Source organism: Bacillus sp. PS237 (genome assembly GCF_037963345.1).
Lineage (GTDB): Bacteria > Bacillota > Bacilli > Bacillales > Bacillaceae > Bacillus > Bacillus subtilis.
Map to the genome: position 1 here is coordinate 4,095,894 of NZ_CP150156.1, position 13,469 is coordinate 4,109,362.

Here is a 13,469-nt window from a genome sequence, read left to right on the forward strand (position 1 = left end):
TCGGGATGCTTTTTCTTATTCACCCAGCTTCTCAATTTGTCCCATCACATCAGTAATTTGCTTTGCGTTTTGGACCAGGTCTGACTGCTCCAATTCTTTAAGCGATACCTTGCCTTCCTCGGCTTGTTTCAACACATCTTCAGCGCTTTTCTGCAAGGTTTCGTTATGCTCCTGAATGGTTCGATGAATCTCCGCTGCGGCATCAGGCGGCGTTAATTCATTAAAATCAGCGGCAGCCTTCTGAATCGACTCAAGCTGCGCTTCAAGTTTTTCTTTCGCCTCGGTGTCATTTACAGCTTTCTCAGCCAATTCAGGCGCTTCCTCTGCAAATGTCTTCACCTTCTCCACATAACCAGCTGCTTCACTCGTATAGTTCAATCCGTCGTTCACCTGATCAAGCATGCCGCATCCGCCTGCACTCAAAAGTCCCACTCCGGCAAGTACTGTCAAAATGATCTTCATCTTCAGCCCCCTCATCGTTTCTTTTTCATTTTTTCTTTTAAGATCGGAATCAATTTCTCTTTCGCTAACGGCAGCCCTTTCCTCACCAATTCACGCTTCAGCCACTTTTTCAGCTTAGACATTCTGATGCTCCTCTCCCTTTTTGATAAAAATGAAAAAACTCCACCAATTTGGTGAAGTTCCTGAAACAAAAAGACCTTCACCAAATCAGATTTGGCAAAGGTCTCGCTAACAATGAGATTGCCAGCAAAGCCGAGGACACCTTGTCCCGTAATGACGACTTTACTGTGAAAGCTACTCCCCTTTGGAGTGTTCATTTTTATTACTTTCATTCTAAAGCACCGATCTGTTCCAGTCAAATTCCTGCCGTTTATATAAAAGCGCGCTGTGGTATTTAAAATTTGAATGGTTTTTCTATCAGGAGATCATGCTATGACAGAGGAGGTTTTCATCATGAGTCAAGAGCGCGTGAAACGGCCTGGGCATACCAGATGGTACATATCTTCGTTACTTAGCGGCATTATTATTCTTAATTATTTTGACCGAGTGGCCATCTCGGTAGCGGCCCCTGCGATACAAGATTCGTTTCACCTTACTGCAACTGAACTCGGCATCGTGTTTTCCATTTACACCTATTCCTATACACTGATGCAGCTGCCTGTCGGAAGTTTGCTGGACCGTTTTGGGGTCGCATGGGTCACGAGGGTTGGAATGACAATATGGAGCTTTTTAACGATCCTTCTTGCTTTTTTGCAAGGAAAATTGCTGTTGTATCTGTTCCGGTTTCTCATTGGGCTGACGAGCGCCTCTGCGTTCCCTGCTGCCTCTAAAGCAACCGCTCTCTGGTTTCCTCCAAGTGAGCGGGGATTGGCAAACTCACTGTTCGATTCGGCCGCCAAGTTTTCAAATGTAATCGGCGCGCCATTGGTCGCCTTTCTTGTCACAACATTTGACTGGCGTGTCGCTTTTTTGACGATTGGATGCATCAATGTGCTGTTTACGATCTTTTTCTGGCAGTATTATGAACAGCCTGAACGGCACAAACGCATTTCTAAAAGTGAACTAAACTATATTCAAAAACACAATGCCATTACAACAGAGCAAATCCCTTACAAAACGGGCCCGCTTTTAAAAAAGCTTTTCACCAATCGAAAAGTATGGGGCTTAATGATCGGATTTACAGGGTACGGGTATACATTCAACCTGCTGCTCACCTGGCTTCCGACTTTCTTTAAACATACATACGGTATGGATCTCATGTCGTCCGGTTTATTTACGGCAGTGCCGTGGCTGATCTCAACCATTTCCGGAATTGCCGTCGGCGGCTGGCTCGTCGATTATTTTATTAAGAAAGGCTATCCTAATACCAAGGTGTACCGAACCGTAATCATAGTCGGAATGAGCTTTGGCTTTTTCTTTTTAGGATCCATTCTGACGAACAATATTACCGTAGCCATTATTTGCATTTCCATCGGACTCGCCGGAATTTCCGCAACCGCTCCGGTCGGCTGGTCCATCTCCGCAGAACTCGCGCCGATCGGTTCCGTATCCATGCTGAGCTCCATGGTGAATCTCGCAAACAACCTGTTCGGAGGCATTATTGCTGCGTCACTGACAGGGTATTTGTTTGATGTGACAGGCTCCTTTACCCTCAGCTTTCTGGTAGCTGGTTTTGTGCTGTTGCTGGGATTGGTTTTTTATGTGTTTGTATTAGGGGATGTAAAACGAATTAAACTATAGAACATGAAAAAGAGAGCTGCCAGTTGGCAGCTCTCCCTTTACATCAAAGAATCGGCCCGTCCCCATTTACCTTCTCCTCGTCCTGTTCCTCTATATCAAGCCCCGAAGCTAGCATTTCCTGCTCTATCTGTTCGAGCACCTGCTCGTTTTTTCCTTGAAGACCACCTTCATAATGAAAAGCATCCTGTGTGCCGTTTTCCTCTATTGTCGCTAAAATATCGTGGATATCATTATGGTCTCCTGAAATGGAGCCGAATCCCTGGTTTTGTTTTTTATAATTCACAAAACCGCTGGGGAGGTTGTTTCCGAGGTTTACACATGATGCGCTCCGAGTAGTAATTCATCAGTGTATCAAAATCTTCATTTTGGATTGCCACATCACATGCAGAGATGATGTCTTTCAATTGCTGTTCCAAATGAATTCCCCTAATCATCATGATTGGATATATTATACAATGTTTGACACGTAGGGATCCTTTTCATTTTTGTTTTTACGGTTTCGCTGGTCCATTTCCGCAGAGCTGGCGCCGATCGGTTCCGTATCCATGCTGAGCTCCATGGTAAATCTGGCAAACAACCTGTTCGAAGGCATTATTGCGGCTTCATTGACGGGGTATTTTGTTTGATGTGACAAGGCTCCTTTACGCTCAGCTTTCTGGTAGCCAGTTTTGTTCTGCTGCTTGGATTGGTTTTTTACGTGTTTGTCTTAGGGGATGTAAAACGAATTAAGCGGGAATAAAGAGTGCTTGTAGAGAAAACGTTGTTCTTTCTACAAGCTTTTTAGTTTTGTGCTGTTTTTCAAGATATTCAGCTGTCATAAAAAGAAAATGAGCTCCCACATACCGGCTAGGTATGTGGCGTTCTTCTTCATGTTCTGGCATGCAGCTGTGAGGAGGATTTGTTTGCTCACCCCCTGAACCTGCGATAGCTAAGCCCGTGCAGTTGTTTTGAACCTACAAAGCTTCGTTCTATTTTTTCTTTTCTTTTTTTAGAGATTTCCTGAAATAGAAAAGCAATCTTTTCTAACCTTTTCTTTATGGTTTTGCCATACATACCGAGTAACGACTTTCTGGCGTTTCGTTGATTTTGTGTAATATTCTCAAACATATTTCAGGATTTGATTTATATGACCGATAGTCTTTGCGATCAATTGTTGAGTACGTAAGTGTATGCTGATTCAACAAATGTATCTGTATTGTTCACTTTATAATGAAATTTCCATTTTGGAAGCAAACCCCTGACTGGGTGATAACGTCTATGTGCGATGGCACCAAAAACTTGGAGGTCAAATAGTCCTTTAGAGATGAGAGTTGTTAAGTAGCCGGAATCTAGAGCGACGGCTTCTACTTGAAAATCAAATCATGCAATTTAGTGATCCAATCGGTCAAGGTAGGGCTTGGAACAGAATCATGGACTTTTCTGGAGTTGCAAACTATTAATCGTCCTCATTAAATTTATAATAAAAATATTCTCAATTGAGCAAATCGCCCACCCTTTTTCCTTTATAACATAAAATCCAATACTATCAATAAAATTCTTTACAGGTTATTACAGTTAAGATATAATATAGTTAATCTTTTACGTAAAAGGAGGTTTTTATTACTTGTGTTGAAGTTTTAAATAGGAGTAACTCCATCTCCCCATTACGGTCTTCATTTAATTTCATCCTGAGTTTTATTTAGTTAGATATAAAAACGAAAATTTCACATTATTTTTAACTAACCGATAGTATAAAATATATATTGAAAGGATTGTAAAATTATGAATAAATTCCTGAAGAGCAATTTCCGTTTCCTTCTTGCGGCTGCTTTAGGCATATCATTACTTGCTAGTAGTAATTTTATAAAAGCCAGCAATGATAACTATAAATTCCATTTACTTGTACCTTATGGCTATGGTAATGCCTATTCAAATGATGCATTTAGACAGACCACTCATACAGATAATCCTTGGAAAGTAAATTTACAGAAATCGGCAGAAGGTAAAGGTACAATCATGACATTTTGGTTGATTAACACAGGGAATAGTAAAATTCCAAAAGCTTCTAAAATACATAACGTAAAACAAGGAAGCGGAGCTCATTATTATCATGCAAATAGCCAGGGAAGCCATACATATGTAGCCTTAGCAGTTGAAAACAACAATTACAGTGCAAGTTCTTATGGTATAGATGGTGTATGGGATGAAGAAACTTGGTAAACAAGAACCTTCTAAAAACGTTGGCACCTTTTAGCCACGCGAAAAAATTTAGAATGATAATCTTTTTATAAGATTATCATTTTTATTTATTCTATTAAGAATTGAGTGAGAACATGGAAAGTCATATTTATCGCATTATCAAAAATAAATTAACTATAATAATATTTACTATAATCATATTAATTCCTTGTGTTGATATATCACTATTGTTAATGACTAACACAGAATACCATCCTGCATATGCGTTTTTCCTTTCTGGCACTTCCGTAGGGCATGCTTCACAAATGATCCTATTATGGTTTCTTCCGCTTTATTTTTTGTTACTATGTGCTGACGATTCTATACAAGATTATAAAACAGGATATCATTACATTCTTATAAGCAAAGTTGGCAGAAAAAAATATTGTTTGGAAAAAATATTTACCTCTTTTATCATTTCATTTTTGACAATGTTTTTGTCACTAATATTAAACTTTTTATTGGTTCAGGTTTTCTTTTTTAAAGGTACATTTAAAAATGACTTAGACCAAATTAAATTCCCTGATAACAGCCTTTATACTTTTAGTATGGCCCATCCTTATATAGCAATTGTGTTATTTTCTATTATTTGTTGTATTATGTCTGGATTTGTTGGAGCACTTGGTTCAAGCCTCAGTTTACTTTTTCGTGATAAGAAGTATGCCTACCCAGCAAGTTTTTTTATTTGGTTCGTACTTATACTAAAAAACAAATCATTAATGTTTTTATTCCAACCGTTTACAGAATACGGTTATAATGTACTTCTCCCTATCCTATGTTTGTCTATCTTTATTTTTCTAATAATAATTTCTAGTATTGTTTTATATGAGGCAAAATACAATGAAAATTAAAAGACTACTATTAATTTTATGTTTACTACTATTTTTAGTTACTTTATGGTTCAACCAGAACCACACTTATCTTGGAAAGAATTCTATCGCGTCATTACTATATATGAATAATAGTACATTCGGATATAGTTCAATATTTGCATATACCTTGTTTTATATTGTCCCGTTTCTTATGTTACTTAGTAACTTTTTTCATTCAGAAAACCCCTACAAAGTAATGAGGATGGTTAAGCGTAAAAATTACTACAAGTCTAAAATTATGGAGATTGGGTTTGTTTCTTTACTTTTTTCTTCAATACATACTGTTATTAATATTACGTGTACACATATTTTCTTTAGTAAAAACTTGTTGGTCGAAGCAAACTTTTTATCAATTTGTTTATTAAACATGATTAGTTTAGTGTTTTTCTACTTATCAGTAGGTATTATGTTTAGACTTACATACGATCTGTTTAATTCAGTAGCATTAGCAATTTTTATTGTGTATATAATTTTAGATAGCTTGTATTTCGGCGTTAAATTATTACTTCCTAATGGATATTGGGAACCCTTTAGAGACTTGGCTATATTCACAAATATGCTCAATAGATATTGGTCAACTTCAAATCTTATAATAGTTTATATTAGACAGATAATAATAGTTTTTATTTTTTATTTAGTTGGATCTTCAATTTTTTTGAATAAGGATTATAAAAAATGAGGATTAAAGGCTTTTTCATAACTTTAGTTGCGATAATATTTCAGGCGTCATTATCGAGTTATAATAATAATAAAAATGTCTTTCCTTTTTTAGATGGCATACCAATAAGCACCTCGGGTCATTATGAGTATCAAAATATTTTATTGTGGTTTGTACCTATTGTTTCCCTAAGTTTTTGTTTCTCTGGGAGTATTAGAGATACATACATTTCGTATGAGCAATTAAAGTTAGTAAGAGAACATAGTAGAGTTAAATGGGTAACATCTCAATTCTTAATAATTACAGTTGTACTTTTAATCTTTACTTTATCTCAGATTGCTATATTTTATATTTATTCACTTGTATCTCTTCATAACCTTGATATTAATTCCGTTATCAATAAAAGATTTGTTATGATGACACTCATGTATTATCTAACCTTACTTAACTTATTTAGTTTTCAATTATTTATGGAGCTTTATTATAAATCTCAAATAGCACAATTAAATATAAGCGTTTATATTATTTTTTCGTTAATTTTAGCAAAGAAGTTAGTGCAATTAAATTCTCCGAAAGTTATTCACTACTTTTTAATTCCAAACTACAGTAATGGATTAAGAACTGGGTTAAGCTATTATTCCCAATCTGGAACTGCTATTATTGAACCATTATTAGGTTTGTTTATTATAATCATTTTACAGATTTCAATAGTTATATTATCTGTCTTAAAGTTCAAAAAAATAGATATGCTAAAAAGTGAGGGCTTACAATGATTGAGGTATTAAACCTAACAAAAAAAATTAAAAAGACTACAGTTTTAGATAATATCTCTTATACATTTGAAAAAGGAACAATTTATGGACTATTTGGGAGTAATGGTTCTGGAAAGACCATGCTACTTCGTGCATTATCCGGGTTAATAGTCCCTACTGAAGGGAGTATAACTATTAAAGGTGAACAATTACATAAAGATATCTCTTTTCCTAAAAGTGTAGGATTAATTATAGAAAATATGCAGTTACTTCCTCAGTATGATGCTTTTACTAACCTTAAAATTTTGTCAAAAATTAAAAAGATCGCATCAGATAATGATATATTAGATTCTATTAGTAGAGTTGGTTTGGAAAATTTTAATAGTGTAAAGGTTAGTAAATTCTCGTTAGGAATGAAACAACGATTAAATATTGCACAGGCTATTTTTGAAAAACCTGATATATTGCTACTTGATGAACCAACAAATGCGATTGATGAAAAAGGAGTTGCATTTGTTCATGACATTCTTTTACAAGAGAAAAAAAGGGGAGCTACCATTATTATTACTAGTCATCACAAGGAAGATATTATATCTTTATGTGACATTGCATTAGAAATGAATCATGGACGTCTAGAAACTTCAGAAAAAGTAATATATAAGAAAGATAGTTAGTTTAAACTGGCTATTTCTTATCCAATGATAGACTGCAGACAAGTTCAACTGCTGTAATGCTAGAAAATCCAATGAAATGCTGATAATTGCGAAGAGATATGATCAGTCAGAAAACAAATCTTAAAAAGAAAAAGTAAATTCATCAATATTTCTAATAAACCTGGCAAACAACCTGTTCGGAGGCATTATAGCTACTTCACTGACGGGATATTTATTTGATGTGACAGGCTCCTTACGCTCAGCTTTCTGGTGCCGGTTTTGTGTTGTTGCTGGGATTGGTTTTTTATGTGTTTGTATTAGGGGATGTAAAACGAATTAAACTGGAATAAAGAGTGCTTGCTGAAAAGCACTCTTTTTCTGCATCGAAAGAATACTTAAGATAAGTCACTCCCAAAAATCGTAACAGTCTGACGGTTAAACATAAACCTCTGCCCGTTCCATTTTAATACGGTTTGAACATATCCCAATGAGTCGGCGTTATACCTTCCCGCTATCCGCTGGTACGCCAATAATTCGTATACGCCGTCTCTGTCAAAATCAACCGGATACAAGCCCGATAAAGGATTCACCCATCCTTCTATCGGCATTTTTAACACACCTTGGCTGTTATAAATCTCATTCAAATATTCCCTGCCCTTGTAAGTAAGGTCGAGGATATACGTTTCGTTTTGCTGATGACTGATAACGCTCGCTTTATATTGATTTTGATACCTCACACTGTACTTTAATTCATCATTCAATACATCTGAATTGAAAATTCGCCGGAACTGCCTGTTTAGATAGGCAAACACATATGCATAAATAGCACCGCCGCTTCCCCCTGTGTCCATTACTACTGCCACATCCTCAATCTTGTCGCCTGTCATATCCCCCAGAAAAAGTGACGGATTGTATCCCATATTGTTTTGAAGCTGAATCCGCTGCTCCTGATGGGTTCTGCCATCACGGATCACCAATGTGATATTTCTCCATAACGGGCTGCCGGGCATTTGATTTCCAGTTAGAAAGACCTCGTCAATAACGCCGTCTCCCGTTACATCGCCGCGGGTAGATACAATGATTGCACGTGAGGAGACAGGCTGCCGAAATACGTATGGATGTTGAACAAGTCCTCTGCCTTCATAAAACCAATAAGGAGCCATTCTGATGTCATACACATTCAATTGTGTCACCTTCCCTAATCAGCTGAATGAATCATTATATGCAGGAATGGCACATCAAAGACATATCTTACACACCAATTAAATCCGTACCATATGAATTATCAATTACACAAAGCCACTCGCCTTGCGCATTCTTTTTAAATACATAGGTCGCCCTTCTTTCCATCGCATACTCGGAGTCCTTTTTATCCGAATCAAGCAGTGTCTGAGAAAGAACGAGTACCGTGTCACCTGCTTCCAACAGGATCATTTTCCCTTGTGTCGGGACAATATGATGATTGAAATAGTTCGCAATCGTGATAAACGCTTTTTTGATTTCTTCCTTGCCTCGCGCGATCATGCCCGGCTTCACAACTAAAACGGCATCTTCCGAATAATAATTCATCAGTGTATCAAAATCTTCATTTTGGATTGCCAAATCACACGCAGAGATGATGTCTTTCAATTGCTGTTCCAAATGAATTCCCCCAATCATCATGATTGGATATATTATACATCGCTAGACCACTGAAACCTTGAAAACAAAATGAAAAGTATCCTTTTTTCCTATATAATCAAATAGATATATTTAACAAAGTACCCAAGTGAAGGGGTGAACATTATTGTCTGCGGAAGTAACGTTACATGACAATATACATTATGATTTAAGTGCGGATTGCCAGCACTGTTTTGGCCTGTGCTGTGTCGCCTTGCCTTATGCGAAGTCGGCAGATTTTGCTTTTGATAAAGACGGGGGCACGCCTTGCCGCAACTTACAATCAAACTATCAATGTTCTATACATAAAGATCTCAGAGAAAAAGGATTTCGAGGCTGCTCTGCATATGAATGCTTTGGCGCCGGCCAAAAAGTATCCCAAATCACTTATGAGGGAAAGGATTGGCGAAACAGCCCCGAAACGGCCAACCAGATGTTTGACGTTTTTCCTATCATGCAGCAGCTGCACGAAATGCTCTGGTATTTACATGAAGCTCTTTCTATAGATATAGCCAAGCCGATTCATTCTGAACTGAGAACCACTTTCGAAAAAATAGAAAGGCTCACCAGACTCAGCAAAGAACGCTTGCTGACACTGCAGGTGGACGAGCATCGAGCTGAGGTCAATGAATGGCTGTTAAAAACAAGTGAACTGGTGCGTGCCCAAGCCCGCCATCCAAAACTCCCGAAAAAGGTCAGCCGGGGAAGTGTCCTGATCGGCGCGAAACTGAAAGGGCTTGATCTGCGAGGAGCAAATCTAAGAGGGGCGCTGCTCATAGCCGCCGATCTGAGAAATGCCGATTTGAGAATGACAGACTTTATCGGTGCAGATATGAGAGACGCTGATCTCAGCGGCGCCGACCTGACCGGGAGCATCTTTTTGACACAGGCACAGGTGAACGCCGCCAACGGCGATTCGAATACAAAGCTGCCGCTGTCTGTACGAACCCCTGCCCATTGGAAATAAAAAAGGACCCGCTAACGGTCCTTTTTTACTGATCAATTCAATCCTTTTTCGTTCCTCTTATCCGGCATTTTCACACTTCTTGCCAAGTATCCCGACAGCCATAACGCAACCAGCAGCATGAAGGTGATCATACCGACGACGCCCAGCCAGTGAAAACCAGACCAGAATAGCCCTCCGATTGTTCCGAAAACACTTGAACCGGCGTAATAAAAGAACAAATACAGCGATGAAGCCTGTGCTTTGTTGTGAAGGGCTCTCCTGCCCACCCAGCTGCTGGCAACTGAATGCCCTCCGAAAAAACCGAATGTAAAGAGGGCAATCCCCAGAATTTTCACTGCCAGCATATTGTTTATCGTAAATAACGCACCTGCAATGACGATGAAAATATTCATCACCAATATTTTCGGATAGCCATACCGATCAACCATTCTTCCAATGAAAGACGAGCTGAAAATGCCTACAATCATCACAATAAAGATCCAGCTGGAAAATGCTTTATTAAGCGAATACGGCGGGCCCAACAGCACATACACAATGTAATTAAACAAGGCAACATTGCTTCCAAGCAGCAAAAAACCAATGAGAAACAAGCTGAATAGTTTACGGTCCCTCAAGTGGCCGATCAGAGACATTCCCAATTTCCCGAGCTTCAATTTTCTTGGCGTAAAATGCCTGGATGGCGGCAAATTTATAAAAAATATAACACTAGCAATCAAACTAATGACACCAATTGTCCCCATCGCCATATGCCAATTCAAGTACTCGCTCAGGAGCCCGGAAACGATCCTTCCGAAAACGGCGCCGATTGCATTTCCGCTGATATATAGCCCCATCGCTGATCCAAGACTTCCGGGTTCAATTTCTTCCCCAAGATAAGCCATCGCAATCGACGGAAGGCCTGCGAGCGCAACGCCTTGAATGGTTCTCAATACGAGCAGTGTATGAAAGCTCGGACTAAAGGCCGATGCCAGACAGAGAACCGATGCGGCCAGCATGGAAATACCCATAATAGGCTTGCGTCCCCACACCTCGGATAATGAACCAAAGACAAGCATGCTCACAGCTAACAGCATTGTGGTAACAGATAAAGAAAGACTCGCCGCAGTAGGCGTTACATGAAATTCCCGCGTGAATTCCTCCATGAGCGGCTGTACGCAATATAGAATCGCAAATGTATTGAAACCCGCAGCGAAGAAAGCAAACGTAATTTTTCGAAAAACCGGTGTGCCTTTTCGAATGTATGTCATCGGGACTTTATCGGTCCCTCATCATGTTGTGGAGCACTGCCATTCATAAACAATCATCCTTTATTTCTTACGAATTCAAACATCCTCGAGTCTGTTTATATTATTATCTTAGCACCGTTGATATATGTTGTATAATGCATATAAAATATCCTTTTCATGCTTATATGTAATAAGGAGAGATGATAATTGGAATGGGAACAACTTGAATATTTTCAAACACTGGCCCGGATGCAGCACGTCACGAAAGCCGCAAAAAGCCTCTCCATCACACAGCCTGCACTTTCACGCTCTATCGCCAGGCTGGAAAATCATTTGGGCGTCCCGCTATTTGACAGGCAAGGACGATCCATCAGCTTAAATCAATACGGACACATTTTTTTACGACGGGTTCAGGCGATGATGAAGGAGTATACCGAAGGAAAAGAAGAAATCCAAGCCTTATTAAAGCCAGACCAAGGCGTAGTCTCTCTCGGTTTTTTACATACATTAGGCACCACGCTCGTGCCCGATCTCATCGGCTCCTTTCAGCAGGAATACCCCAACATTTCCTTCCAGCTGAAGCAAAACCACTCTTATTGGCTGCTTGAACGATTAAAATCCGGAGATCTGGACCTCTGTCTCCTCGCTTCGATTAAGCCTGAAAATCCGATCCAATGGATCAAGCTGTGGAGTGAAGAACTCTTTGTATTTGTGCCAAATGATCACCCATTAGCCAGTCGCGAAAGCATTACCCTGAATGAGATTGCCGGGGAGCGTTTTATTTTATTGAAAAAGGGCTATGCGCTTCGGATGACGGTCGATGAGCTGTTTGAGAAGGCCAATATACAGCCGAACATTATGTTTGAAGGAGAAGAAGCAACTACTGCCGCAGGTTTTGTGGCAGCCGGTCTGGGCATATCTATTCTCCCAGACCTGAAAGGCTTAGACCAAAGCAAAATCACCAAAATCCGCGTCAGCTGGCCGGAATGTCAGCGTGTCATAGGAATTGCCTGGATAAAAGGCAGGTTTTTATCACCGGTTGCTGAGACCTTTAAACAATATGTGATCAGCCATTTTTCTGAGTAGGAAGGATTCAAGCATGAATGTCAAAAAAATCACGTCAGAACAGGATTTACATACAGCGTTTGAAATCAGAAAGGCAGTATTTGTAGAGGAACAAGGCTGTCCCATTTCGGATGAATTCGATGAGTTCGATACACTCCACGGTGACTGCCAGCACATCCTGGCTTATCATCAGAATGTACCTGTTGGCACTGCACGTGTCCGTATCGTTGGCCACACGGGGAAACTGGAACGAATCTGCATTCTGAAGTCTTACCGCAAATTCGGTTTGGGAAAAGTGATCGTCGATGCATTAGAACGTATTGTAAAAGAACAAGGCATTTCTGCCTTCAAACTGCACGGCCAGACACAGGCGGCAGGCTTTTATGAAAAGCTCGGCTATCGGACTGCATCAGAAGAATTTATGCTGGACGGCATTCCGCATGTGCTGATGACAAAACAAGACGATTCTGCGCTATAGATTGTTCACAAATTTGTCACTTATGAGCATGAACGGTTCATTGGTATACTAATCACCGATTATGGAGAGAAGGAATGATTGTATGCCAGCAAATAAAAAAGAAGGCCTTATATTTGGCGTGATGATGTGCTTTGGAATGGTTTGCGTCATGTCGATTTACAATGCCATCATCAACCGAGCCATCTACGATTTTTCACTGATGACCGTTTTTGAAATGGTCATCGGTTTTATGATCGCCCTCCTGTTAGATTTACTGTTAGTGGGCCCCCTCGCCAAGAAGATTGCATTCCGCATGCCGTTCGACAAGACTAAAAAAATTTATGTCATCCTTGCCATGTCAACTTGTATGGTGATTGGCATGGTACTTTGTATGTCTGTGTTCGGTTTAGTGACAGCGGTTCTAGCAAATGGGCTGAACGGGGACAGCCTCTTCAGTGCTTATCTTATGATTGTGTTGAAAAATTTCATCCTGGCCTATCCGTTGCAATTACTGATTATGGGCCCATTAGTCAGAGGAGTTTTCATGAAATTTGTAAAACCAAAGCTCACAGCCGCAATTTAAATAGAAAAGGAGTGAGCCTGACACTCACTCCTTTTGCTCATGAATCGAATGTAAAACAAGCTCCGCAAAAGCCTCTGCGGCAGGCAGCTGCCATTTTTTCTTTTTGGGTGTGAGTAAATCGGATCGAGGGCTTCACCATGCTGGAGATTTTTCAGCTT

Annotated in this window: 17 protein-coding genes and 3 pseudogenes; 11 read left to right on the forward strand and 9 right to left on the reverse strand. The window is 39.5% G+C overall.

Translation table 11 applies throughout. The features are described 5' to 3' along the window. Window positions 1–15 precede the first annotated feature (15 nt). Window positions 16–462, reverse strand: coding sequence for a DUF6376 family protein (locus tag NST22_RS21245; protein ID WP_003244214.1), 447 nt, complete (start codon window positions 460–462; stop codon window positions 16–18). An 11-nt stretch (window positions 463–473) separates the two neighbouring features. Beyond that, window positions 474–794 carry a hypothetical protein gene (locus NST22_RS21250; protein WP_003226899.1) on the reverse strand — a complete coding sequence of 107 codons (321 nt, stop codon included), beginning with the start codon at window positions 792–794 and terminating at the stop codon, window positions 474–476. Window positions 795–894: 100 nt separating this feature from the next. On the opposite strand from NST22_RS21250, the gene NST22_RS21255 reads away from it, so the two are divergent. After that, window positions 895–2,202 (forward strand): MFS transporter, encoded by a 1,308-nt coding sequence (locus NST22_RS21255; RefSeq protein ID WP_009968439.1) that lies wholly within the window; start codon window positions 895–897, stop codon window positions 2,200–2,202. Between the two features lie 43 nt (window positions 2,203–2,245). Here NST22_RS21255 and NST22_RS21260 read toward each other — a convergent pair whose 3' ends face one another. From NST22_RS21260 to NST22_RS21270, 3 genes and pseudogenes are all read right to left on the reverse strand, one after another. Next, window positions 2,246–2,485 carry a hypothetical protein gene (locus tag NST22_RS21260; RefSeq protein WP_003244542.1) on the reverse strand — a complete coding sequence of 80 codons (240 nt, stop codon included), beginning with the start codon at window positions 2,483–2,485 and terminating at the stop codon, window positions 2,246–2,248. Between the two features lie 43 nt (window positions 2,486–2,528). Then, window positions 2,529–2,618 (reverse strand): annotated as a pseudogene (locus NST22_RS21265) (hypothetical protein); the annotation flags it as partial. Between the two features lie 32 nt (window positions 2,619–2,650). Further along, a complete protein-coding gene (locus NST22_RS21270; protein ID WP_009968440.1) occupies window positions 2,651–2,836 on the reverse strand; it encodes a hypothetical protein in 186 nt (61 codons plus the stop codon). A gap of 1,127 nt (window positions 2,837–3,963) precedes the next feature. On the opposite strand from NST22_RS21270, the gene NST22_RS21275 reads away from it, so the two are divergent. The 6 genes and pseudogenes from NST22_RS21275 to NST22_RS21300 all read left to right on the forward strand — a co-directional run. Further along, on the forward strand, window positions 3,964–4,401 hold the full coding sequence (locus tag NST22_RS21275) for a DUF2712 domain-containing protein (RefSeq protein ID WP_009968442.1): 438 nt from the start codon (window positions 3,964–3,966) through the stop codon (window positions 4,399–4,401). A gap of 113 nt (window positions 4,402–4,514) precedes the next feature. Then, window positions 4,515–5,270, forward strand: coding sequence for a DUF2705 family protein (locus NST22_RS21280; protein ID WP_003244187.1), 756 nt, complete (start codon window positions 4,515–4,517; stop codon window positions 5,268–5,270). Next, on the forward strand, window positions 5,260–5,970 hold the full coding sequence (locus NST22_RS21285) for a WxPxxD family membrane protein (RefSeq protein ID WP_003243512.1): 711 nt from the start codon (window positions 5,260–5,262) through the stop codon (window positions 5,968–5,970). Before NST22_RS21280 ends, NST22_RS21285 begins: the two co-directional genes overlap by 11 nt. Beyond that, window positions 5,967–6,722 carry a DUF2705 family protein gene (locus NST22_RS21290; protein ID WP_003243304.1) on the forward strand — a complete coding sequence of 252 codons (756 nt, stop codon included), beginning with the start codon at window positions 5,967–5,969 and terminating at the stop codon, window positions 6,720–6,722. The genes NST22_RS21285 and NST22_RS21290 overlap by 4 nt, the downstream gene beginning before the upstream one ends. After that, window positions 6,719–7,375, forward strand: coding sequence for an ATP-binding cassette domain-containing protein (locus tag NST22_RS21295; protein ID WP_003243153.1), 657 nt, complete (start codon window positions 6,719–6,721; stop codon window positions 7,373–7,375). Before NST22_RS21290 ends, NST22_RS21295 begins: the two co-directional genes overlap by 4 nt. Before the next feature lie 151 nt (window positions 7,376–7,526). Continuing rightward, window positions 7,527–7,704 (forward strand): annotated as a pseudogene (locus NST22_RS21300) (MFS transporter); the annotation flags it as partial. Between the two features lie 45 nt (window positions 7,705–7,749). Here the strand turns inward: NST22_RS21300 and NST22_RS21305 are convergent. After that, window positions 7,750–8,538 (reverse strand): hypothetical protein, encoded by a 789-nt coding sequence (locus NST22_RS21305; protein WP_003244492.1) that lies wholly within the window; start codon window positions 8,536–8,538, stop codon window positions 7,750–7,752. Between the two features lie 67 nt (window positions 8,539–8,605). Then, complete coding sequence (locus tag NST22_RS21310; protein ID WP_003243451.1) at window positions 8,606–8,995, reverse strand: nuclear transport factor 2 family protein; 390 nt, start codon at window positions 8,993–8,995, stop codon at window positions 8,606–8,608. Between the two features lie 145 nt (window positions 8,996–9,140). Between NST22_RS21310 and NST22_RS21315 the strand changes: the two genes are divergently transcribed. Then, window positions 9,141–9,980, forward strand: a complete 840-nt coding sequence (locus NST22_RS21315; RefSeq protein ID WP_003244562.1) for a pentapeptide repeat-containing protein — start codon at window positions 9,141–9,143, stop codon at window positions 9,978–9,980. 32 nt (window positions 9,981–10,012) lie between these two features. On the opposite strand, the gene NST22_RS21320 is transcribed toward NST22_RS21315, so the two are convergent. Continuing rightward, window positions 10,013–11,227 (reverse strand): MFS transporter, encoded by a 1,215-nt coding sequence (locus NST22_RS21320; RefSeq protein WP_003243239.1) that lies wholly within the window; start codon window positions 11,225–11,227, stop codon window positions 10,013–10,015. Window positions 11,228–11,413: 186 nt separating this feature from the next. Here NST22_RS21320 and NST22_RS21325 point away from each other — a divergent pair, with 186 nt between their 5' ends. The 3 genes from NST22_RS21325 to NST22_RS21335 all read left to right on the forward strand — a co-directional run bounded on the left by NST22_RS21325 (window position 11,414) and on the right by NST22_RS21335 (window position 13,311). Beyond that, a complete protein-coding gene (locus NST22_RS21325) occupies window positions 11,414–12,292 on the forward strand; it encodes a LysR family transcriptional regulator (protein ID WP_003242958.1) in 879 nt (292 codons plus the stop codon). A gap of 13 nt (window positions 12,293–12,305) precedes the next feature. Next, window positions 12,306–12,749, forward strand: coding sequence for a GNAT family N-acetyltransferase (locus NST22_RS21330; RefSeq protein ID WP_003226881.1), 444 nt, complete (start codon window positions 12,306–12,308; stop codon window positions 12,747–12,749). A gap of 82 nt (window positions 12,750–12,831) precedes the next feature. After that, window positions 12,832–13,311 carry a hypothetical protein gene (locus NST22_RS21335; RefSeq protein ID WP_003243923.1) on the forward strand — a complete coding sequence of 160 codons (480 nt, stop codon included), beginning with the start codon at window positions 12,832–12,834 and terminating at the stop codon, window positions 13,309–13,311. 24 nt (window positions 13,312–13,335) lie between these two features. On the opposite strand, the pseudogene NST22_RS21340 reads toward NST22_RS21335, so the two are convergent. Beyond that, a pseudogene (locus NST22_RS21340) lies at window positions 13,336–13,469 on the reverse strand (LysR family transcriptional regulator); the annotation flags it as partial.

Bases quoted from the DNA above. Each gene is read 5' to 3' on its own strand.
- NST22_RS21245 (WP_003244214.1), bottom strand. From the start codon at position 462: ATGAAGATCATTTTGACAGTACTTGCCGGAGTGGGACTTTTGAGTGCA.
- NST22_RS21250 (WP_003226899.1), bottom strand. From the start codon at position 794: ATGAAAGTAATAAAAATGAACACTCCAAAGGGGAGTAGCTTTCACAGT.
- NST22_RS21255 (WP_009968439.1), top strand. From the start codon at position 895: ATGACAGAGGAGGTTTTCATCATGAGTCAAGAGCGCGTGAAACGGCCT.
- NST22_RS21275 (WP_009968442.1), top strand. From the start codon at position 3,964: ATGAATAAATTCCTGAAGAGCAATTTCCGTTTCCTTCTTGCGGCTGCT.
- NST22_RS21280 (WP_003244187.1), top strand. From the start codon at position 4,515: ATGGAAAGTCATATTTATCGCATTATCAAAAATAAATTAACTATAATA.
- NST22_RS21285 (WP_003243512.1), top strand. From the start codon at position 5,260: ATGAAAATTAAAAGACTACTATTAATTTTATGTTTACTACTATTTTTA.
- NST22_RS21290 (WP_003243304.1), top strand. From the start codon at position 5,967: ATGAGGATTAAAGGCTTTTTCATAACTTTAGTTGCGATAATATTTCAG.
- NST22_RS21295 (WP_003243153.1), top strand. From the start codon at position 6,719: ATGATTGAGGTATTAAACCTAACAAAAAAAATTAAAAAGACTACAGTT.
- NST22_RS21320 (WP_003243239.1), bottom strand. From the start codon at position 11,227: ATGACATACATTCGAAAAGGCACACCGGTTTTTCGAAAAATTACGTTT.
- NST22_RS21330 (WP_003226881.1), top strand. From the start codon at position 12,306: ATGAATGTCAAAAAAATCACGTCAGAACAGGATTTACATACAGCGTTT.
- NST22_RS21335 (WP_003243923.1), top strand. From the start codon at position 12,832: ATGCCAGCAAATAAAAAAGAAGGCCTTATATTTGGCGTGATGATGTGC.